The following is a 20061-nucleotide window of genomic DNA, read 5'->3' on the forward strand; positions in this document are numbered from 1 at the left end:
TCTTTACACCCCAATGCAAACCACCCCAATACTCTGAAAATCCCTCTCACTCTCATTTACTTACCTTCCATTCTCTCTCCAATGCCCTTTCCTCGAATAGTTGTTATTAAACTTCTTTCGTCAAGTTAGACAACTTGATTTTTCAGGTTAGGAACAAAAATATATTCTTTCAGGGAAAGTAGAATCGGGTTGCTGAGGTGTGTGGGGTGGAAAGTGCGGTATCTTGTTAAATCATCTTAGAATTGTGACAAAAGAAATAAAACTCCGCTATAAATATCTAAAAAAGGAGTAGGGAGTCGGGGTGTCACTTTTTCTTGTACTTTTTGTTTCAAATAATCTATTATCTTTGTTCGTAGCGAATAGAAACGAAGTGGCTCATAATCTCAGATATGAGATGCTGCTTAACTATCAACTTTGAAAAATAGGACAACATGAAAAGATTATTTCTATCACTTGTAGCCGTGCTACTTACATTGAGTGCAGCTCATGCACAAGGAGTGTTTTCACAAGGTAGATCTACCATAAATATCGGTGGTGCATTCTTTGGCGAACTCGATAAGGGTCGTACCATAAAGACTCCACACTTGTCTGTGGCTTATGACCTCTCTGTGGTGGATAAGCTATTCGGTGAATACGGAAGCTTGGGTGTCGGTGCATACATCGCAAATGTCGGCTATAAGTCTGATGCAATGGGTAACTTCGGATTTACTACCGTGGGCGCTCGTGGTACACTCCACTTTGAATTTGTCAAAAATCTTGATCTCTATATCGGTGGTATGGCCGGCTATGCTATCAGAAGCAGTGGCAAAGACGAGATGCTTGATACTCTGAATATCAAGTCTCAGTTTGCATGGACAGGATTCGGAGGTATTCGCTATATGTTTACCAACTTCCTGGGTATCTATGCTGAGGGTGGCTATGGGGCTTATATGCTCAATGGTGGTCTGACACTCAGATTCTAAAAGGTAACAAATGGTCTGAGGCTCCTCCTCTCGTGAGGAGATATCTCCTGACAATAATACAAGGGTATAGTCTTCCTCCTCAAGGATGTGGGATGAGGTCTATACCCTTGGATATTAGTCGTATAATATACTTATCAAACTTATGAAAAAAACATTACTCTCACTTTTTATCGCACTTGTTGCTACAACAGCCATGAGTGCCCAAGACACTTTCAAGCAGGGAGATGTCGCAATGAATTTTGGTGTAGGATTTGCCAATGCCTTGACCATAAACTCTAGTACGGTGGTGCCACCTGTGTCGGTATCGGCAGAGTACGGTGTGATAGATAATCTCGTCAATGGTAACAACGGTAGTATAGGTGCCGGAGCTTATATCGGCTATACTTCATACAAGATCAAGGACTCCAATCTCTCGGCAAACTACACGATCTTGGGTGCTCGCGGTGCATACCATCATGAGCTTCACCCCAAGGTGGATACTTATGCAGGGATGATCGTCGGTCTGGCTTTCAGCAATGGCGAACTTCTCAAGGACAAGGACTTCGGCAGATCTTATAGCTCTACAAAGCTTGCATACGGTGTATTTGTTGGTGCTCGCTATATGTTTGTCGAAAATATCGGAGCTTTTGCCGAACTTGGCTGGGGTGTGTCTGCGGTAAACGTGGGTCTGGCTCTGAAGTTCTGATCCCCCCCCCCTTGGGACGAAGATAATATCAAAATCAATCGCCTGCTTCGTAGCTCATATGGCTATGAAGCAGGCGACTTCTTTTGGGTAAAATCCAATAAGGAAGTGGAATTTGGGTGGATTCTCTTGTGAGAACAAAATAATTATTCTAAATTTGTACTCGCATTCGGGGAAAGACTTGTCAACCCTGAGATATATAGTAAAATGCGGAAGTAGCTCAGTTGGTAGAGCATAACCTTGCCAAGGTTAGGGTCGCGGGTTCGAGTCCCGTCTTCCGCTCACTTTTAGTTCTACAAGGAGCCCGGATGGTGGAATGGTAGACACGAAGGACTTAAAATCCTTTGGCCAGTAATGGCTGTGCGGGTTCGAGTCCCGCTCCGGGTACAAAGTAGAAGATTGCGGCACTCCTGATCCTTTCGTTGGATTTAGGGGTCTTTTTTTGCCGTAAACTCAAACTAAAACAGGCTGTATCAAGAGTTTTACACTCGATACAGCCTGTTTTTTTGGTGCTATGTCGTTTTGCTTTTGCTTTTCCGAACGATGAGTCGGTGAGTGGATTTATTCCGTGCGATGATTGCCAAGGACTTTATTGACACTCATCTTTGCTTCATACTCTTTGAGGTAGAATGGTGTCCAATAGGCGATGTCGCATGTTTCGCCCTTGGCAAGGCGCAGAAGCATGGGCTTCAACAGTGCCTGAGCTTCGGGAATAATGCCATCGACATAATGAGACTTTGGAAACAGTCGAGACATGATCTCTTGGCCTTTAGCTGCACCATCACCAAAATAAAGGAGCGTTTTATCCTGCATCTGAGGCGCAATGGTCGCCAAACCGGCTTCTTCGATGATGAGGGCTTTGATGTCTGATAACTTTTCACCGTGGCAATCGTACAGAGCTGTGTAGACTTCCATACGACGAGCATCGATCATGGGCATGAGAAGGACATCTTCCATAGCTTTGTCCGGATGAAGGGCAAGGTATCTGTATACCATGACTTCCGGTGTCGGAACAGCGATGAGAGGTATTTGTCGTATCATGCAAAAAGCCTTGGCAAATGCGGCAGCGATACGGAGTCCGGTATAAGAGCCCGGTCCTTCGGCAAGAACTACGGCCTTGAGATTTCCCTCGGCAGGCATCGCTTTGAGTACTTTCGACACAAAATCTCCGATAAGAGCCGAATGCCTGTTCCCTCCCTTTTCTATCTCTTGAGCAATAACGGCCTGCTCAGAAGCCAGAGCTACCGAACATACGTCCGTTGATGTGTCAATGAGCAGGTAGTAGTCCTGAGTGGATGCCATGGTGTATTATGCTTTTTTTGTTGAAGACTTTGTCGTTGCTTTCTTTGTAGTCTTTGCTTTGTGTGCAGGCTCTTTCTTTTCCTTGGTTTCCTTGCCGCCCTCCTCTATCAGTTTGCGACAAGTTGCCTCATCAAGAGTCTTCGGATCTGTACCCTTGGGGATCTTGTAGTTCTTTTTCTTGTACGAGATGTATGGCCCAAAACGACCGTTGAGGACTTGGATAAGCTCTTTATCCTCTCCGAAAGAGACGATGTGCTTGTTGTTTTCTGCCTCTATCTTGGCCTCAACAAGTTCGATAGCCTGATCGAGAGTAATCTCGTATGGGCTCATATCCTTGGGGATGCCGGCAAAGAGTTTCCCAAATCTGACGTATGGCCCAAAACGACCTGTGTTTGCTTCCAGCGTTTCACCCTTGTATTCTCCGAGAGGACGTGGGAGGGTGAAGAGGACGAGAGCTTGCTCAAGTGTGATTGTTTCAAGAGAAAGGTTGGATGGTATGGATGCGAAGCGAGGCTTCTCACCATCTGTGGAGGACTCTCCTATCTGAACCATAGGTCCAAAACGCCCAATCTTTGCAAAAACTGGCTGTCCGGTTTTTGGGTCTGTACCTATGGAGCGCTCACCTACACGGCGATCCATGCGCTCGGACTTTACGCTCTCTACATTATCGTGGAATATCTGATAGAAATCACTGATGACGTCGTTCCATTGCTTTTCTCCTTCAGCGATGCTGTCAAACTCCTTCTCTACCTTTGCCGTAAAGTTGTACTCCAACACCTTTGGGAAGTACTCGACAAGGAAGTCATTGACAACGATACCCACATCTGTCGGAACGAGCTTTTGGCGATCAGTTCCGTAGACTTCACTTTTCTCTTTGGTTTTTATCTTATCTCCCGCAAGGGTTATTTCATTATATGTTCTTTGTGCACCTTCTATGGTTTTGCGTTCCACATAGCCACGCTTCTGTATTGTCTGTATTGTAGGTGCATAGGTAGACGGACGACCGATACCAAGCTCTTCCATCTTTTTGACAAGAGCTGCTTCTGTGTATCTCGGCGGACGCTGGGTAAATCTCTCTGTTGCGATGACTTTTTCAGCACCAAGAGCCTCTCCCTGTGCTACCTTAGGGAGCAACACTACGTCGGACTCTGTGCTCTCATCATCATTCCCCTCGAGGTAGACTTTCAAGAACCCATCGAATGTGATTACCTCTCCACGAGAAACAAACTTAACACCCGTAGAGCTAACAATCTCCAACTGAGTGCGCTCAAGCTCTGCATCTGCCATTTGTGATGCGAGAGTGCGCTTACGTATCAGTTCATAGATAGCTTTTTCCTGCTTGGTCGTACCGGCGACTGCCATCTCTATGTGGGTGGGGCGGATGGCTTCGTGAGCCTCTTGAGCACCCTTTGTAGACGTCTTGAAATTGCGAGCCTTGACATAAGTCTTTCCATACTCTTTTTCCACCTCATCCGTAGTTGCTCCGATAGCAAACGAACTAAGGTTGACCGAGTCCGTACGCATATAAGTGATATGCCCGGCTTCGTACAAGCTCTGCGCTATACGCATCGTCTGAGTCACCGACAGGCCGAGTCTGCGCGAAGCTTCCTGCTGCAATGTAGATGTGGTGAAAGGAGCTGCCGGATGGCGCTTTGCGGGCTTGATCTCTATGTCTTGCACCTTGTACGAAGCACCGACAAGCGAAGTGAGTATCTCCTGAGCTTCAGCAAGCGTCTTTGGACGACGGTCGACATCAGCCTCAAATGTTTCACCTGAAGAAGTGACAAAGGTAGCGCGGATACGATAACTGCTCTCTGCCTCGAAAGCATTGATCTCACGCTCACGCTCGACAAGTATACGCACAGCCACGGACTGCACACGACCTGCCGAAAGCGAAGGGCGCACCTTTGTCCAAAGCACGGGCGAAAGTTCAAATCCCACGATACGGTCGAGGACACGGCGAGCCTGCTGGGCATCGACCATCTTCATGTCTATGGTGCGAGGGTTGGCAAGTGCGGCATTGATGGCTTTTGGTGTGATCTCGTGGAATACTATACGATTGGTCTTGGAGATATCCAGACCGAGGACTTCGGCTAAGTGCCAAGCTATGGCCTCTCCCTCACGATCCTCATCGGATGCGAGCCAGACCCTCTCCGCCTTTTTTGCCTCTGCTCTGAGTTCCTTGACTATATTCTTCTTATCCTCAGATATCTCGTATTCAGGAGCGAAGTGGTTGTCTATATCGACACCCATGCCCTTTGTCTTGAGATCTCGGATGTGTCCGAAACTCGACAGTACATTAAAATCGTTTCCTAAAAACTTACTTATTGTCTTAGATTTTGCAGGGGACTCTACTATGAGGAGATCTTTTGCCATATACCTTATCCAAAAAATGAGCTAACTTGTCAAATACGGGTGCAAAAATAAGCATAATTTCTGCTTCTCACACATTATTATATAGGATAATAGTTTTTTGGGGCTTTTTCACACCCTTTGTTTATCTCCCTCGGAGACAACCTCATGCCTCACGGCAGTAGGAGTTGGAGTTGCTTTTTCTGTCCTTCGTCGGCATTCAAAAAGTGGTAAGCATGAGGCTCTCTCGGATAATCATACTCGCGACGAAGACGCTCAAATTCAGTGTATTCCTTGCGAAAGGTCGCATCTGCTTTGCGAGGGTCAAAGGTCGCCAACAAAGCTCTGTATAGTCTCTGATCTTCATAGCATGACATATCCACCTCTGCCGGGCTCGGAGGTGGCGGAGTCATCTGAGATAGAAGATCATGCCTGTCGATGCCGAAGAATTTCAAGCCCTCCTCCACACACATACGTGCACCATTGGCCTTGCCATCGGCAGAAAAGCCCGCGATATGCGGCGTTGCGATGAATGCACGCTCCAGTAGTCGGTTCGAAATATCGGGTTCTCCCTCCCAACAGTCGATGATGATCTCATCTATCTTACCCTTGTCCAGACCTTCCAAAAGGGAGACCGTATCCGATACCGGCCCGCGACATGCGTTGATGACAACAGGCTTACGTTCAAGCCTATCCACCAAAGTTTTGTCAAAAAGGTGAAATGTGGGGTGCTCTCCCTCCTTTGTAAGGGGTGTATGCAGGGTAATTATGTCTGAGCGTCGGGCGATCTCGCCGAGACTCACAAATCCCTCTTCTCCCTCTGCGGCAGCACGGGGTGGGTCATTGAGCAGGCATTTCATCCCGAAAGCCTCGGCATAGCGCTTGACCACCTTACCCACATGGCCTACACCGACGATACCGAGCACTTTTCCCTTGGGCTCAAAGCCCTTCTCCACCACAAGTCTGCTGATGGCCCCGGCAAAGTATTGTCCCACGGCTTCTGCATTGCATCCGGGTGCGTTGCGCCAGGTGATCCCGGCACTCTCACAATATGTGGTATCTATGTGGTCAAATCCTATCGTTGCTGTCGTGACAAGGCGCACACGAGAATCCTCAAGGAGTTGGCGTGTGCACTTGGTGATGCTGCGGACAATGAGCCAGTCTGCATCCCGTATGGTCTCGCGGGTGAAGTCTGACGAAGGGAGATAAGTCACCTCCCCCAGCTCCTCGATCACTCCTCTGAGATAAGGCACAGAGTACTCTGCAACGATCTTTGGTCGCTTCATCACTTTGACTGTGCTTCCAGAGCGTGAGTCTTGATACGTCGTACCATCGCAAGGAGTCCGTTGGAACGTGTCGGTGAGAGATGTTCTTTCAGACCAATTTTGTCGATGAAGTAGAGGTCGGCTTGAGCGATATCCGCTGCTTTTTGGTCATTGACAACCTTCAAGAGCATGGCTATGATGCCCTTGACGATGACTGCATCGCTGGCCGCATCGAAGTGCAAAGTGCCGTCATCATTGGTTTTGGCAGTGATCCACACACGGCTCTGACAGCCCTCGATGATATTTTCGGGGACTTTGTTTGTCTCCGGTATATCGTCGAGAGTATCACCCATATCGATGATCATCTGGTATCTGTCCATCCAATCATCGAGGTATGAAAACTCTTCTACTATCTCGTCCTGTATTTCGTTGATTCCCTTTGTGTTCATTGTATGTTATTTGACTGTGTTGTCATAATCCAAGAGTACCTGCCATACTGTCTCACCCACTGCCTTGAGGGTCTCACGGTCGATGATACTCATGTTGTCTTTGTGCGTGTGCCAATAGTGTCCGAATCCATTGCGAGAGTCCGGATCAAAGTTGATGATATCCACGCAAGGTATTCCGAGATTGCGGATCACGAAGTAATGATCATCCGTCACCGCTCCACCCATCTCGTTGATGAAGTATTTGTTGTACCCCAATCGCTTGGCAGTATCCCATATCTGAGTCACCATACGGCCTGCAGACTCCTGCGAGAAATACTCGCGGTAAAATCTTGCATCCTTGGATCCCACCATATCCAGGAGGATACCGAAGTCCGCATGATAGCCCGGTACGTGAGGTTCACGGGTCCATTTCTGAGTCCCCAGTGCCCAAGTCTCTGTGCTCTCGCCTTGATAGTTGGCCTCTTCGGGAGCTCCATAGTCTTCCGCATCGAAAAGGGCGATATCTATCCCGATATTTTTCATCGGATATTGTTTGAGCAGGCGTGCGATCTCGAGTAGCACACCGGTACCGCTGCCACCGTCGTCTGCTCCGTCGATAGGCTGATGACGCTTGGACTTGTCTCCATCATGGTCTGCCATGGGGCGAGTGTCCCAGTGGGCAAATAGGAGGATGCGCCTCTTGGCATCGGGATTGTGCACTCCGATGATGTTGCGTGCATCCAGTATGGCGCCATCGTAAGCCTTGACTTTAATATTTTGTACATGGAGTTGCAAGCCTTGTCGCTCAAGTGAAGCAGCGAGGAAGTCTGCGCAAGCTCTGTGCGACGGCATATTGGGCACTCGAGGCCCGAAATCCACTTGCTTTTGGATATTGAGATATGCAGAGTCTGCACTGAACGGAGACGGTGCGATAGAGGCTGTCTCCTGAGATTGTTGCGAACCGGTATCGCTTCCGGCAGTCTTTTTCTGTCCTCCGCAAGCCGCCACGGCAGCCATCAGTATAAGTGTATAAAGTATCTTCATATCTTCGGTATTTAATTGATGTTTTGCCAACACGCAAAGATAACACATTCCGAGCACTTTGGCTATGAAAAACATGTCGGTGTGCCTCGATGGTATGCCAAAGGGAGCAGAAAAAAGATGTGAGCTTGAAAAATAGGATGTAGAACCTTCGAAATCGATGTGTCTAACTTGATGAATGAAGTTGTCTAACTTGATGCACCAAGTTAGACAACCTTTTTTCGACCCTTGTCAAGTCTCCTTCGTTTTGTTTGCTTCCGGCATGTATCTCTTTGCTCAAAAAGTGATGTGTTGAGGAATATCACACAGGGTATATACGCCATTTGGCACTTCGTTACTTGCGGATGAGTATGGGTAAATGAATATTGTATCATATTTTATCTGTATTTTTGTCGCGTACATTAGGTCTTTAGTATGAATAGATTATTACAGATTTTAGCGATGGTGATGCTTACATCGCTGTCGTCGTGGGCTCACGTGTGGGACATGAGGGATGTGACAATGGGAGCGGCAATCCACCCGCCCTTGATGATAAGTGCTACTCAAAGCCCCCCAAAAGAGGTCTTTTATCACGCTGTCGAGAGAGGAGAAACCCTCTCGTCTATCGCTCGCAAGTACAATGTCTCTGTGAACGATATATTGGCAGTCAATTCAAACCTTTCAAAAGATAAAATCTCTGTCGGTATGATCATCCTTATTCCTCGTCGTGCCTTGGAGCCGAACAGAAGTAGGGATACAAAACAAGAGTCTCCGGTCCGTGAAGAGTCAAAGCCCACAAAGGTGCAAGACACTGCTCGTACAGTAACTCCTCAAGAGGTCCGTCAGGAACAGACGGTCAGAGGAAGTGTCAAGGATGAGACTCCCCGTAGAGATGTCGAACCACAGAGAGAGACTCCGCCACCTTCGACAAAGGGGCTGAGGCAGTACGTGGTGCCTTCCGGTCAGACGGTGTACAATATATGCAAGATCACAGGCTGGAGCGAGGAGCAGCTACTGTATTACAATCCTCAGATAAAGAAAGGATTGCAGGCCGGTATGGCTATATTTATTCCCCAAGACACCGTATTGGGAGAGGTGCCACCTCCTGTGGCGCACGAGGAGAAAAAGCATAGTGTGACTACACCTATTATCCCTATCCGCCCATTTATCCCGACGATGCCGACACTCAAGATTGCCCTTGTCTTGCCTTTCAGTAATGATAGTGGTAATCGTTTTTCGGACTACTATGAGGGATTTTTGTTGGCAGTCAAGGAGACTCAAGAGGCCGGCAACAGTGTAGATCTGTATGTCTATGACTGTGCACCGAGCGCACTGCGCGCCACAATCAATGAGATGGATAAGCTCCCTTCGCTCGACTATATCATAGGTGGGGTGTCGGATGAGTCCATCAAACAGCTTGCTGCTGTGGCAGAACTCAAGGGCGCTTCATACGTCATCCCTTTCACTTCCAAGGGGTACAAACTTCCTGATGTGAAGAACTCCTATATCTTTCAGATCAACACTCCGCACGATGTGATGAATAAGGTCGCCGCAGAGAGATTTGTCGAAGAGCATAGGGGCGAACATGTCTGCATCGTAAGGGATACTGTCACCGTCCATCCGAAGGGTGAGTTCGTCTCGACCCTCAAGGGATATATGGACGGCAATAACATCACCTACGAGGAAATGAAGGTCGATGGTCTGATGACAAAGGACGATATCCGACGTTTGTCCCAAGCTCATGAACGCACAGTGATGATCCCTACATCAGGTTCTTTGCGATCGGCTACGGGTGTATTGTCTCCTATCGTCCATGCCATGGACAGCCTCGGTATCAACAATGTCACCGCCTTTGGTTATCCCGAATGGCAGACTTATTACGCTCTCAATCAGTATATGACAAAAGTCAATGCTACGTTTTATACTCCTTTTTACGTCAATACCAAGACATCGGCATACAAGACATTTCAACGTGATTTTGTGACTTGGTTCAGCCATAGCATCGGCAATACTTATCCCAAATACAGTGTACTCGGATATGATACCGGTAAGTATTTCCTTTTCAAAAAGCCCGAAGGCCCCAATAGGTTTGGGAAAGCTGAGGAGCAAGGACTGCAGTCGCATTTTGACTTTGTCGCAGAGTCTCCGACATCGAGGAGATTTCACAACCAAGGTGTCATCTTTGTGCGTCATAGACCGGATGGAACTGTCGAGGGAGACTAATAGGATACTAAAGGTTTAAGATTATTTATATGAGAAACTTAGCAAAGCTATTGGCTTTGATCTCTTTACTGCTTGTGAGCACTCTGTCTTTGGGTGCTCAGCAACGTGCATTCAGACCCAAAGTAATGCTCGGTGCCATCGGAGGGGTGAACCTCTCCAACGTGGTATTTGTCCCTTCTATCACACAGGGACTCAAGCAAGGGTTTGATGCCGGAATCGTATTCAGAGCCGATCTTGATGACTATTTCGGGATATGGGGGATCTGGATAGAAGTAGACTACTCTCGCCGAGGATGGAAGGATCGCTATGATGAGAAGCCCGACTTATACTATGAGCGTGAGATGAACTTTGTCCACGTGCCCGTGATGACCAATTACTCGACAGGGACAGGCCCTTTCAGATTTACTGTAAGCGTCGGCCCTCACTTTGGATATCTGCTCAATGACAGGAAAATAACAAACTTGGACAGCTCCAACTCTGATGGGATCGTGATAGTACATCACGATAAGGAGATAGAAAGACCTTTTGCCTGGGGACTTGGTGGAGGAGTAGGGATCGAGTATGAGTGGAAGAGGATGGTCTTCGGTCTCAGGGGTAATTACTACCAGGGGCTGGGGGACTTTTTCAACAATGCTCGTTCGGAGACTTTCGGAAAGTCTGCCGAACAGATCTTCTCGGCCAAAGGGTATTTGCTATTTGTTTTTTGATGCCCGGTAGCAGATTGAGAGACCTCCCAAAGGATATTTATTTAAAAATACATGATATAGTATGTCTGTTAAGAACCAACCGCAAAGTTATTTCGTACCATTTGTAATAATGGTCGTACTCATGTCGTTGATCGGGCTTATCACGAGTCTCAATCAACAGTTTCAAGTGCCTATGCAGGCGGCGTATCTCCTCCTCGGAGGGTCATATACCAATACGCTGACGACTCTATTGACGTTTTCATTCTTTGCTGCTTATCTTGTCATGGGGCCTTTGACTTCGAGATATGTCGAGCGTAATGGATACAAGAGATCTCTTATTTTTGGTCTTATCATTCTGATCGTTTCATTCGGCCTTTACCAGTTGTCTGCATACATCTTTGATACTTTTGACCTTCCCAACTTTGAGGCTTACATCAACGAGGCAAAGGCAATCCTCGATCTCAAAACTGACTCTCTCCAAGCGATGACGGCTAAGGCAGCAGAGACGGGAAACTTTGAAGTTGTCCTCACCAAGACCGGTGAGTATTCGTCTCTCAAGTATCTCCCCGGTGTCGTGATACCTTATGCTTATTGGATATTTTTGCTTGCTGCTTTTGTCGCAGGTACGGCGCTGACTTACCTTCAGGTGGTCGTCAATCCTTACTTGGTGGCTTGCGATGTCAAGGGAACTTCCGGAGTACAGCGTCAAAGCATCGCAGGTGCGGGTAATTCTTTGATGAATACCCTTGCACCTTTCTTTGTGGCATACATCATCTTTTCGGGAAAAAGCGGTCTTGATATCAACATCAACACCCTCTATATCCCTATCCTCTGTCTGATGATCTTGGTCTTTTTGATTATTCTCTTTCTCAAGGGAACAACCTTGCCAAGCATCGCAAGCACCGAAAAGAAAGTCGGAGAAGTTTTGCCTGACAGTATTTTCAGTTTCCGTCACCTCGTCCTCGGAGTTGTGGCGATATTCACATACGTCGGAGTAGAGGTATGTATAGGTGCCAACCTCAACCTGTTTGCTATGGACAACGGTATCCTCTTCGCTCAAGCGGCGAATATGACGATGCTTTACTGGTCGGGACTCTTGATCGGTCGTCTTTTCGGTAGTCTTTTCAGCAAGATCAGCGGACAGACACAGCTCACCGGAGCTTCTGCAGGAGCTGCGATCCTCGTCTTCATAGCAATATATACGAACAATCCTTGGTTCCTTGTCGGGGTGGGACTGTTCCACTCTATCATGTGGCCTGCTATCTTCTCCTTGGCAATTGAGGGACTCGGACGTTATACATCCAAAGGTACAGGCCTCCTCATGATGGGTGTCGTGGGGGGAGCTATCCTGCCTCTTCTACAAGGTGGACTCGCTGATTATTTTGGCAATTGGGAGTATACTTGGCTTATCGTTGCTATCGGTGAGATCTATCTCCTCTATTATGCTCTTTTCAGCAGTAGAGTGTACAAAAGGGATGTGCAACAATAAAGTCGATGCCATAAGGACTATATGATTAAAACAAAAGCAATACGCCTATGATCCATAAGGGGTCATAGGCGTATTGCCTTTGTTTTGATATAAATTTGACGAAACAGAGTCTTTTGTTCTTTTCTGTCCGAGTAGGGTAGGAGGCTCTCAATGAGGGTAGCTTCGATCAAGAGAGAACCCTCCATTTTACTTATGTCCCGGACAATGCCTTGCTGTGGCTGTCGCTTCTGAGAAGGTCCCTTGTTTTCGACAGTATGATTTATCTTAGCTCAAACGCTCCGCTCCGATGGGCGGAGAAAGGTTGTCTGACTTGACTGATCAAGGTAGGTGTATCGATTCATCAAGTTAGATGCATTATTTTCGGGAGGTGTGTAGCTCCTCTTACCAAACGAGGCATTTTCAGCCTCCTTTTTCTTAGGTAGGGAAAGGAGGTATATAAAAAGCAACTCACTGCAAGAGTACCTTGTAGTGAGTTGCAACAAATCCTTTGTCCCGAAGAGTCTGATGCCCTGATCGGGGACAATAATAGGGTTTTGACTCAGATGTCTTGTGTGAGTCCCCTCAACGGAAGGGATGACTCTCACAGCGCATGAGACCTTTATTTCTTTCTGTTGAAAAGCCCTGCAATAAAGAGAATAATACAAGCTCCGACAACAGAGACAATAAGTTGTCCCCAAAATCCTTCGTCAGCAGTTGCACCAAAGAATCCGTAGACCCATTTTCCCACGATACTACCAAGAAGTCCGAGGATGATATTTTTGATCCAACCGAGTGAGCCGTTACGCATGATGGCAGAGCCGATAAGTCCTGCAAGAAGTCCGATGACGATAGTAAGTATCCATCCCATAGTTTTTTATCCTTTCTTTTAGTTATTACTTGTAGTTTAAAAAACAAGTGCTGTCTCACGGAGACCTGTCAGCCTCGGTAAGTACAGCACTCGCGAGTTATTTTTATCGTTTGATAGCAGAATCTTGATCTCCCATCTCAAAATCATTTCACATAATCCGCAAGTACACTCTGAAGTTGCTTGCGAGCAAAGAAAATACGACTCTTTACGGTCCCTATGGGCAGGTCGAGCGCATCTGCGATTTCTTTGTACTTGAACCCGGCAAGAAACATCGAAAAAGGCTGCTTGAGATCATCGCTGAGACCTTCAATAGCGCCATTGATTTCCTTTATGCTTAGCTCGTGGTAAGGTGTGCTGATACCGATGTTGTCACTCTGAGCCCCTACGTATGCGAGATCCGCATTGGCATCGATGATCGAGTGGGTACGTATGATGCGGTGGTAGTTGTTGATGAACAAGTTGCGCATCACAGTGAAGACCCACCCCTTGAAGTTGGTATTTTCTCTGTATTTATCTCTATTGGAGAGTACTTTGAGTGTCGTCTCTTGTCTCAAATCTTCGGCAGTCTCTCTGTCAGCAGTCAGAGAAAGCGCGAAGCTATACATATTGTCTTGAAGCTGAACAAGATTCTCATCAAAGAACGCCTTGGATGCCATTGTATTCTCCATATCCTGTGTATATTTGAGTCTTTGTTTATGCTTGTGGTGATGATTGGAATATTTTAGTTAAATGTTCCATGAATTCAAATTTACGAAGAATAATTGATAAACCAACACGGTTTGGTATAATTAACAAGCCTGTATTCAAATGACTTATTCTCTTCGTTTCTTAGCTTTATCATCGTCAGATGCAGTACTCTCCGCATCTCCGGAGGGCAAAACAAGGGTAAAAACAATTGTTTGTGGTAATCCGGAATTTGTACTACCTTTGCAGCCCAAAATAATTACATTCGATGTCGCAAACAGCGACCGTGTATTCTAGAACACCACGTAAAAAACAGGAATTATGAAAGAAAAAGTATCTATCCCTTTCATGCTGCTCGGTATCTTGTTCAATGTATGCCTTATCGCAGCTAACCTTCTTGAAACCAAAGTTATAAGTGTGTTTGGCCTGGATGTTACAGCCGGACTTTTGGTTTTTCCCGTCTCTTACATCATCAATGACTGCATCGCAGAGGTGTGGGGCTTCAAAAAAGCTCGTCTCATCATCTGGAGTGGGTTTGCCATGAATGCCTTTGTGTGTGCGCTTGGACTGATCGCCGTGGCTCTACCCGCTGCGTCCTTTTGGGAGGGTGAAGAGCACTTCAATTTTGTCTTTGGTATGGCTCCAAGGATCCTCGTTGCAAGTATGCTCGCATTCCTTGTCGGTTCGTTCCTCAATGCCTATGTGATGAGTAAGATGAAGATTGCCAGCGGCGGAAAGAACTTCTCTGCTCGTGCAGTCGTTTCTACCTTGGTCGGTGAGACTGCAGACTCTATCATCTTTTTCCCCATCGCCTTTGCCGGGATCATCGAGTGGAACAATCTCCTCGGGCTCATGGCACTTCAGGTGGTCCTCAAGTCTCTCTATGAGGTCATCATCCTACCTATCACGATACGTGTGGTCAAAGCGATCAAGCGCATCGAAGGAATCGATGTCTTCGATAAGGATATCTCTTACAACGTATTGAAGATAAAGGATATCTGATTTGATGGATAGAAATTCGGCACTTGTCGTTTTTAGTGGCGGGCAAGACTCTACGACTTGTCTTTTTTGGGCCAAGAAACACTTCGAGCATGTACGTGCTCTGTGTTTTGACTATGGTCAGAAGCACAGAAAAGAAGTCGAGTTGGCACGCAAGATTGCGGAGGAAGCCGGTGTGCCTTTCGAACTGAAAGATGTATCGTTCATCGGAACTCTCGGACGAAACGCACTCACCGATACAACGATCGAGATGGATAGGGAAAAACCGGAAGGAGATGTCCCAAATACATTTGTTCCCGGACGCAACCTGTTCTTCCTGAGTATCGCAGCAGTGTATGCTAGAGAACTGGGGATCGGGGATCTCGTGACAGGTGTCTCTCAGACGGACTTCAGCGGTTATCCCGATTGTAGAGACACGTTCATCAAGTCTCTCAATGTGACCCTCAACCTTGCGATGGAAGAGTCCTTTGTGCTCCACACTCCTCTGATGTGGCTGGATAAGTCAGAAACATGGGCTCTCGCCGATCAACTCGGGGTACTTGATCTTATCAGGTATGAGACCTTGACTTGTTACAATGGCATTCAGGGCGACGGTTGTGGTGATTGTCCCGCTTGCACACTGAGGCGTGAGGGACTGGAGCGCTATCTGGCAACGAAAAAGTAAAGTGAAGCCGGACAACAATTGAAAACAAAAAGAAACTACCGACTATGAGCGAATTAAAAGATCAGCTTTCTCTCTTAGGGAGAACAACAGAGTACAAGCAAGACTATGCTCCCGAGGTATTGGAGGCTTTTGACAATAAGCATCCGGAAAATGACTATTGGGTACGATTCAATTGCCCTGAGTTCACGAGCCTGTGTCCCATCACCGGACAACCCGACTTTGCAGAGATAAGGATCAGTTATATCCCCGATGTGAAGATGGTTGAGAGCAAGAGTCTGAAATTGTATATGTTCAGTTTCCGCAATCACGGGGGCTTTCACGAAGATTGTGTCAATCTCATCATGAAAGACCTCATCGCACTCATGGATCCCAAGTATATTGAGGTGACAGGTATCTTCACTCCTCGTGGAGGGATCTCTATCTACCCTTATGCCAACTATGGCCGTCCGGGTACAAAGTACGAGCGTATGGCCGAACAACGCCTCATGACCCGGGAGTGATCACTTCGTCACCAGCGTAAGCTACGCTTGGTAAGCTCTATCACATTGTATATTGCCTGTATATCATCCATATGTAGGGTGATGTCGGCATAGTCAGGGTTGAGGGAGTGGAGTTTCAGGATACCTTTTTCCGTATCGTGTTCTGTTACACTCTTGATGATAATCCCCTCGGTACGGGTCACAAAGATAAAGTAACGCCAAGCATTTTTATGCAGTTTGTACTGCCAGTACAACTGCGGTATCATACGAGCAAGCACAACATCTCCATCGGAGAGAGAGAAAGGAGTCCCATCATCCATGGAGGCTCCTTTTACTTTGAATAGAGCATACTTCCCCTGATAATCCCTATCGACAGGGATACGCACCATGCGTTCATCCTCATCGGGATCATAGTCGGAAAAGTTTGTGAGTGTCCCGGCTGCCGCAGGATCGGAGATGAGAGGGAACGCCTTTTCCTCAAAGTCATTGTAAAATGCCACGGTATCTCCCTCCTTTTTTACCTGAGATAGAGAGAGGTTCATCACTTCCCCACGCCCATTGAACAACCAATCCCGATTATATTTCGGAAAATGAGTAAGTATCCTCTCGAGTGTCTCATCCTGCGGACGCGTCTCCTGCTTCACTATGCGGAAGATGGTTGCGTTGCCGGGGTAGCCCAGGGTCTGACTCATCTTGGTGTATGTCAGCCCCTCCAGCTCCATGATATGCCGCACTCTTTGCCAACGCTCCGGAAAGGGTACCGATGCCGCGAGCCCTGTGGGTAGGAGCATCTCCCCTTCTCCCGAGAGTATCCATTCCTCAGAAAAAGTAAACGGGTAAGCCCCACAGAATGTCGATATGAAGTTGGCAGAAACGAAATTAGAAGCCTTGCTGAACGCCACACGTACGGATACAGGAGGCACTCCCATTACAGCAGCAAGGTCTGCATAGGATAGCACACGTTTCTGTTTTTTGAGGTGTTTGTAGCATGCAGTCAATCTGCGCTTTCGGGATAGTATTGTCCTTCGGTCTGCCATTGTTCTTTGTTCATTTTAACAAAGATAACTATTTTATGCCTTTGTGTACCGGAAAAACATTACCTTAGTGGATGTATAAAAATACCAATCATCAAGCACAAATATGAAACGAAAACACTTGTTCCTGCTATTGGGACTCTTCTTTGCCATTGTTTTTACTTCCGTCACCTATGCCGTACAGATGCAACCACGCATGGTCGCTACCACCCAAGGCGATGAGACTATCGAGCAGCGATTGGATGATCCGCTCTTTACTCTCGAGGTGGCATTTCCTCTCGATCTCAGAGTCGTGGCTTCCGATAGGGATTATCTTACGATCCAAGGGCCAAAAAAACTCCTGCGGAAGGTCGTTGTGACGACAAAAGGACTCGAATTGCGTATCCGTGGGCACAAGAGCTTTTGGGGCAATAAGTTCAGAGGCAGACTCACCGGTACCCTTTATACCTCCGATCCGAACATGCTGTCAGAGCTACGGTTGTCGTCGGCATCCAAGGTCATCTCCGAGACCATCATGCGCGTCACTATGTTTGATCTCGATATGTCGGGTGCATCTACGTTCGTCGGAGAGGTACACTGCAACAATGCCGATGTCAAGCTCAATGGTGCAAGTCATGCGCGGATCAAGGGTAATAGCGGGGTGCTCAAAGTGAATCAGTCCGGAGCCTCCAAATTTGTCATTGAGGGGGAATGTTCAGAACTCTTGCTCGGTATTTGGGGCGCCTCTCTCTTTGATGGCAAACAGTTGATGGCTTACCGTGCCGATATGGAGGTGGGAGGGGCATCCAAAGCCTATGTCGCTGCCCAAAGCCCGGGTAAGGTCAATGTGATGGGTTCGGCTCACCTCGAGATGCCACTTGTTTCACGGCAAGGAGAGGGGGCAGAAGAAGTCAAAATCAAAGTTATCGGTTCTTCATCGTTTGTCGGCTCATGCTTTGCACATCATGCAGACATCGAAGTCTCCGGATCAAGTTCTCTCAAACTCAATGGTATCTTCGGCAAGGCCGATGTTGAAGTTTCCGGTGCATCAAAAGTCAGCTTATCAGGTCGTTGCGATCGCTTCGAAGCAGAGGTCTCGGGATCATCCAAACTCGATGCAGAGAGATTTATCTCCAGAGCCGTCGATATCGATGTTTCCTCTTCCGCCAAAGCCGTTGTGCATGCCACCGAGTCTCTCAATGCCGATGTGAGTTCGTCAGGAAAACTGGATTATATCGGGAATCCACGTCATAGGTCTCTTGAACAATCCGGCGGAGGTAAGGTCGGTCGCAAGTAACATACTTCTCCCACAGGTAGGAGTTCAATCACCGACAGCCCCGACACTTCATGACAAAGAAGTGTCGGGGCTGTTTTTGTATGAGCAGGAAGCTCCCCCCAAAAAAGGTTGTCTAACTTGTGATCGAAGGTTGTCTAACTTGTCATCAAAGGTTGTCTAACTTGATTTCGGAGGTTCACCATCTCATTTTGCAACCTTTCTTTTCCGACTCATTTCTCTGCCGTTTCTCTTTTATCATTTCTATACCGATCACCGATCATGCGCACCGAAAAGTCGTATCTTTGTAGCCGAAAGGATATTGTGAAAGCCTTTCTTTACCTCTCTCAAGCAACAGAAACAAGATTATGACAAAATACGAGGCAACCATAGACTATCTATTCAACTCTCTCCCTGTCTTTCAACACCAAGGAGGCAGTGCCTACAAGCCCGGACTTGAACGTGTCGAACAACTTCTCAGCCTTTGTGACAATCCTCACAAAAAACTAAAGACCATCCACATTGCCGGCACCAACGGCAAGGGATCGACATCCCATATGCTGGCCTCGATCTTGCAAAGTGCGGGTCTTAGGGTCGGTCTCTTCACTTCCCCTCATCTTATTGACTTCAGAGAGCGCATCCGTATCGATGGAGAGATGATCACAGAGGATTTTGTCATCGACTTTGTGGATGATATACGTCCTCGTATCCCTCCCGGGCTCAATCCCTCGTTTTTTGAACTCACGACGGCCATGGCATTCAGTTACTTTGCCGGACAAGGTGTGGATGTCGCTGTGATAGAGGTGGGTATGGGCGGTCGCTTGGACAGCACCAATGTCCTCTCTCCCCTCTTGTCCGTGATTACCAATGTGAGCATCGATCATGCTGCGTACCTTGGAGGTACGCTCGAAGCGATAGCCATGGAAAAAGCGGGTATCATCAAGGCTGGTACTCCGGTCGTCCTCGGCCGAAGCAAGGAGAGAGAAGTCTATGAAGTTGTACACAAGACAGCCGAAACACTCTCGGCACCTCTCACCGTGGCCGACAGAAGTGGTGAGATCACCGAGGTATACCAACATGAGGATGGTACTCAGTCCTTTGAGACCAAGCATTTCGGCAAGGTACATCAACCCCTCGGAGGTCTGTATCAGGTAGAAAATACCGCAACAGTCCTCTGCGCCTGCCTTCGACTCATTGAGTCGGGCTTTGACCTCTCACCCGAAGCCGTTCGAAGAGGTATCGAAGAGGTGGCAAAGACAGGTCTCCGTGGGCGCCTGCAGGTGGTCAGGGAGGCTTCGCCTCGCATCGTCCTCGATACCGGTCACAACCCCGGTGCATGGGTCTATCTCTCCGAACAACTCCGCAAATGGGCTGACAATGCTCCTCTCTTGTGTGTCCTCGGTATGGCAGGGGACAAAGATGTCTCAGAGGTCCTGAGTCTCCTGCCTCGAGACAATACGCACTATATCTGTTGCAAAGCCAAGGGAGAGCGCTCCATGCCTGCGGAAAAGCTCTGTGATACGATGAAAGGCGAAGGGTTTACAGACTGCGATGTGATTTCGGATATTGCCGATGCTTATGATGTGGCTGTAGCTCGTTGTAGGGATAAGGGTATTCCGACCTTGTTTATAGGTGGAAGCAACTTTGTGATCGGCGAACTTCTGTCGGTGCGACAGTTCTGACTCCCGAGCAT

Annotated in this window: 18 protein-coding genes and 2 tRNA genes; 12 read left to right on the plus strand and 8 right to left on the minus strand. The window is 47.5% G+C overall.

The window, feature by feature from the left end; translation table 11 throughout:
* Positions 1–431: 431 nt before the first annotated feature.
* The 4 genes from Q4A14_RS04665 to Q4A14_RS04680 all read left to right on the plus strand — a co-directional run bounded on the left by Q4A14_RS04665 (position 432) and on the right by Q4A14_RS04680 (position 2031).
* Positions 432–962, plus strand: a complete 531-nt coding sequence (locus Q4A14_RS04665; RefSeq protein ID WP_303170298.1) for a hypothetical protein — start codon at positions 432–434, stop codon at positions 960–962.
* A gap of 142 nt (positions 963–1104) precedes the next feature.
* Complete coding sequence (locus Q4A14_RS04670; protein WP_303170299.1) at positions 1105–1647, plus strand: opacity family porin; 543 nt, start codon at positions 1105–1107, stop codon at positions 1645–1647.
* 206 nt (positions 1648–1853) lie between these two features.
* A tRNA-Gly gene (locus tag Q4A14_RS04675) sits at positions 1854–1926 on the plus strand.
* Positions 1927–1946: 20 nt separating this feature from the next.
* Positions 1947–2031: transfer RNA gene (locus Q4A14_RS04680), tRNA-Leu, on the plus strand.
* A 174-nt stretch (positions 2032–2205) separates the two neighbouring features.
* Here Q4A14_RS04680 and tsaB read toward each other — a convergent pair.
* The 5 genes from tsaB to Q4A14_RS04705 all read right to left on the minus strand — a co-directional run bounded on the left by tsaB (position 2206) and on the right by Q4A14_RS04705 (position 8035).
* Positions 2206–2946, minus strand: coding sequence for a tRNA (adenosine(37)-N6)-threonylcarbamoyltransferase complex dimerization subunit type 1 TsaB (tsaB, locus tag Q4A14_RS04685; RefSeq protein ID WP_303170300.1), 741 nt, complete (start codon positions 2944–2946; stop codon positions 2206–2208).
* A 6-nt stretch (positions 2947–2952) separates the two neighbouring features.
* Entirely contained in the window at positions 2953–5322 is a 2370-nt protein-coding gene (gene topA, locus Q4A14_RS04690) for a type I DNA topoisomerase (protein WP_303170301.1), read from the minus strand.
* 149 nt (positions 5323–5471) lie between these two features.
* On the minus strand, positions 5472–6584 hold the full coding sequence (gene pdxB / locus Q4A14_RS04695) for a 4-phosphoerythronate dehydrogenase PdxB (protein WP_303170303.1): 1113 nt from the start codon (positions 6582–6584) through the stop codon (positions 5472–5474).
* Positions 6584–7012, minus strand: coding sequence for a SufE family protein (locus tag Q4A14_RS04700; RefSeq protein WP_303170305.1), 429 nt, complete (start codon positions 7010–7012; stop codon positions 6584–6586). The genes pdxB and Q4A14_RS04700 overlap by 1 nt, the downstream gene beginning before the upstream one ends.
* Before the next feature lie 6 nt (positions 7013–7018).
* On the minus strand, positions 7019–8035 hold the full coding sequence (locus tag Q4A14_RS04705) for a M28 family peptidase (protein WP_303170306.1): 1017 nt from the start codon (positions 8033–8035) through the stop codon (positions 7019–7021).
* A 411-nt stretch (positions 8036–8446) separates the two neighbouring features.
* Between Q4A14_RS04705 and Q4A14_RS04710 the strand changes: the two genes are divergently transcribed.
* From Q4A14_RS04710 to Q4A14_RS04720, 3 genes are all read left to right on the plus strand, one after another.
* On the plus strand, positions 8447–10234 hold the full coding sequence (locus Q4A14_RS04710) for a LysM peptidoglycan-binding domain-containing protein (RefSeq protein ID WP_303170308.1): 1788 nt from the start codon (positions 8447–8449) through the stop codon (positions 10232–10234).
* 29 nt (positions 10235–10263) lie between these two features.
* Positions 10264–10941 (plus strand): porin family protein, encoded by a 678-nt coding sequence (locus Q4A14_RS04715; RefSeq protein WP_303170309.1) that lies wholly within the window; start codon positions 10264–10266, stop codon positions 10939–10941.
* Between the two features lie 61 nt (positions 10942–11002).
* On the plus strand, positions 11003–12409 hold the full coding sequence (locus Q4A14_RS04720; RefSeq protein ID WP_303170310.1) for an MFS transporter: 1407 nt from the start codon (positions 11003–11005) through the stop codon (positions 12407–12409).
* 598 nt (positions 12410–13007) lie between these two features.
* Here the strand turns inward: Q4A14_RS04720 and Q4A14_RS04725 are convergent.
* The gene (locus tag Q4A14_RS04725; RefSeq protein ID WP_303170311.1) at positions 13008–13256 is read right to left on the minus strand and encodes a GlsB/YeaQ/YmgE family stress response membrane protein; all 249 of its coding nucleotides are present in this window, start codon (positions 13254–13256) and stop codon (positions 13008–13010) included.
* A 143-nt stretch (positions 13257–13399) separates the two neighbouring features.
* Positions 13400–13924, minus strand: coding sequence for an RNA polymerase sigma factor (locus Q4A14_RS04730; protein ID WP_303170313.1), 525 nt, complete (start codon positions 13922–13924; stop codon positions 13400–13402).
* Positions 13925–14261: 337 nt separating this feature from the next.
* On the opposite strand from Q4A14_RS04730, the gene Q4A14_RS04735 reads away from it, so the two are divergent.
* Genes Q4A14_RS04735 through queF form a run of 3 tightly spaced genes read left to right on the plus strand, consistent with a single transcriptional unit; the run spans position 14262 to position 16103 of the window.
* The gene (locus Q4A14_RS04735; protein WP_303170315.1) at positions 14262–14942 is read left to right on the plus strand and encodes a queuosine precursor transporter; all 681 of its coding nucleotides are present in this window, start codon (positions 14262–14264) and stop codon (positions 14940–14942) included.
* 4 nt (positions 14943–14946) lie between these two features.
* Positions 14947–15603, plus strand: coding sequence for a 7-cyano-7-deazaguanine synthase QueC (gene queC / locus Q4A14_RS04740; RefSeq protein ID WP_303170317.1), 657 nt, complete (start codon positions 14947–14949; stop codon positions 15601–15603).
* A gap of 44 nt (positions 15604–15647) precedes the next feature.
* Positions 15648–16103: a preQ(1) synthase gene (queF, locus tag Q4A14_RS04745; RefSeq protein ID WP_303170318.1), complete on the plus strand. Its 456-nt coding sequence runs from the start codon at positions 15648–15650 to the stop codon at positions 16101–16103.
* An 8-nt stretch (positions 16104–16111) separates the two neighbouring features.
* On the opposite strand, the gene Q4A14_RS04750 is transcribed toward queF, so the two are convergent.
* On the minus strand, positions 16112–17119 hold the full coding sequence (locus Q4A14_RS04750; RefSeq protein ID WP_303170319.1) for a S24 family peptidase: 1008 nt from the start codon (positions 17117–17119) through the stop codon (positions 16112–16114).
* A gap of 103 nt (positions 17120–17222) precedes the next feature.
* Here Q4A14_RS04750 and Q4A14_RS04755 point away from each other — a divergent pair, with 103 nt between their 5' ends.
* Both Q4A14_RS04755 and Q4A14_RS04760 read left to right on the plus strand, forming a co-directional pair.
* Positions 17223–18392, plus strand: a complete 1170-nt coding sequence (locus Q4A14_RS04755; protein WP_303170321.1) for a DUF2807 domain-containing protein — start codon at positions 17223–17225, stop codon at positions 18390–18392.
* A 344-nt stretch (positions 18393–18736) separates the two neighbouring features.
* On the plus strand, positions 18737–20050 hold the full coding sequence (locus Q4A14_RS04760) for a folylpolyglutamate synthase/dihydrofolate synthase family protein (RefSeq protein ID WP_303170323.1): 1314 nt from the start codon (positions 18737–18739) through the stop codon (positions 20048–20050).
* The last annotated feature ends 11 nt before the right edge of the window (positions 20051–20061 follow it).

This window comes from Porphyromonas sp., assembly GCF_030529325.1.
Classification (GTDB): Bacteria; Bacteroidota; Bacteroidia; order Bacteroidales; family Porphyromonadaceae; genus Porphyromonas_A.

What these genes read in the sequence shown, in the direction of transcription:
- Q4A14_RS04665 (WP_303170298.1), top strand. Translation starts at nt 432, where the DNA reads ATGAAAAGATTATTTCTATCACTTGTAGCCGTGCTACTTACATTGAGT.
- Q4A14_RS04670 (WP_303170299.1), top strand. Translation starts at nt 1,105, where the DNA reads ATGAAAAAAACATTACTCTCACTTTTTATCGCACTTGTTGCTACAACA.
- tsaB (WP_303170300.1), bottom strand. Translation starts at nt 2,946, where the DNA reads ATGGCATCCACTCAGGACTACTACCTGCTCATTGACACATCAACGGAC.
- topA (WP_303170301.1), bottom strand. Translation starts at nt 5,322, where the DNA reads ATGGCAAAAGATCTCCTCATAGTAGAGTCCCCTGCAAAATCTAAGACA.
- pdxB (WP_303170303.1), bottom strand. Translation starts at nt 6,584, where the DNA reads ATGAAGCGACCAAAGATCGTTGCAGAGTACTCTGTGCCTTATCTCAGA.
- Q4A14_RS04700 (WP_303170305.1), bottom strand. Translation starts at nt 7,012, where the DNA reads ATGAACACAAAGGGAATCAACGAAATACAGGACGAGATAGTAGAAGAG.
- Q4A14_RS04705 (WP_303170306.1), bottom strand. Translation starts at nt 8,035, where the DNA reads ATGAAGATACTTTATACACTTATACTGATGGCTGCCGTGGCGGCTTGC.
- Q4A14_RS04710 (WP_303170308.1), top strand. Translation starts at nt 8,447, where the DNA reads ATGAATAGATTATTACAGATTTTAGCGATGGTGATGCTTACATCGCTG.
- Q4A14_RS04715 (WP_303170309.1), top strand. Translation starts at nt 10,264, where the DNA reads ATGAGAAACTTAGCAAAGCTATTGGCTTTGATCTCTTTACTGCTTGTG.
- Q4A14_RS04720 (WP_303170310.1), top strand. Translation starts at nt 11,003, where the DNA reads ATGTCTGTTAAGAACCAACCGCAAAGTTATTTCGTACCATTTGTAATA.
- Q4A14_RS04725 (WP_303170311.1), bottom strand. Translation starts at nt 13,256, where the DNA reads ATGGGATGGATACTTACTATCGTCATCGGACTTCTTGCAGGACTTATC.
- Q4A14_RS04730 (WP_303170313.1), bottom strand. Translation starts at nt 13,924, where the DNA reads ATGGAGAATACAATGGCATCCAAGGCGTTCTTTGATGAGAATCTTGTT.
- Q4A14_RS04735 (WP_303170315.1), top strand. Translation starts at nt 14,262, where the DNA reads ATGAAAGAAAAAGTATCTATCCCTTTCATGCTGCTCGGTATCTTGTTC.
- queC (WP_303170317.1), top strand. Translation starts at nt 14,947, where the DNA reads ATGGATAGAAATTCGGCACTTGTCGTTTTTAGTGGCGGGCAAGACTCT.
- queF (WP_303170318.1), top strand. Translation starts at nt 15,648, where the DNA reads ATGAGCGAATTAAAAGATCAGCTTTCTCTCTTAGGGAGAACAACAGAG.
- Q4A14_RS04750 (WP_303170319.1), bottom strand. Translation starts at nt 17,119, where the DNA reads ATGGCAGACCGAAGGACAATACTATCCCGAAAGCGCAGATTGACTGCA.
- Q4A14_RS04755 (WP_303170321.1), top strand. Translation starts at nt 17,223, where the DNA reads ATGAAACGAAAACACTTGTTCCTGCTATTGGGACTCTTCTTTGCCATT.
- Q4A14_RS04760 (WP_303170323.1), top strand. Translation starts at nt 18,737, where the DNA reads ATGACAAAATACGAGGCAACCATAGACTATCTATTCAACTCTCTCCCT.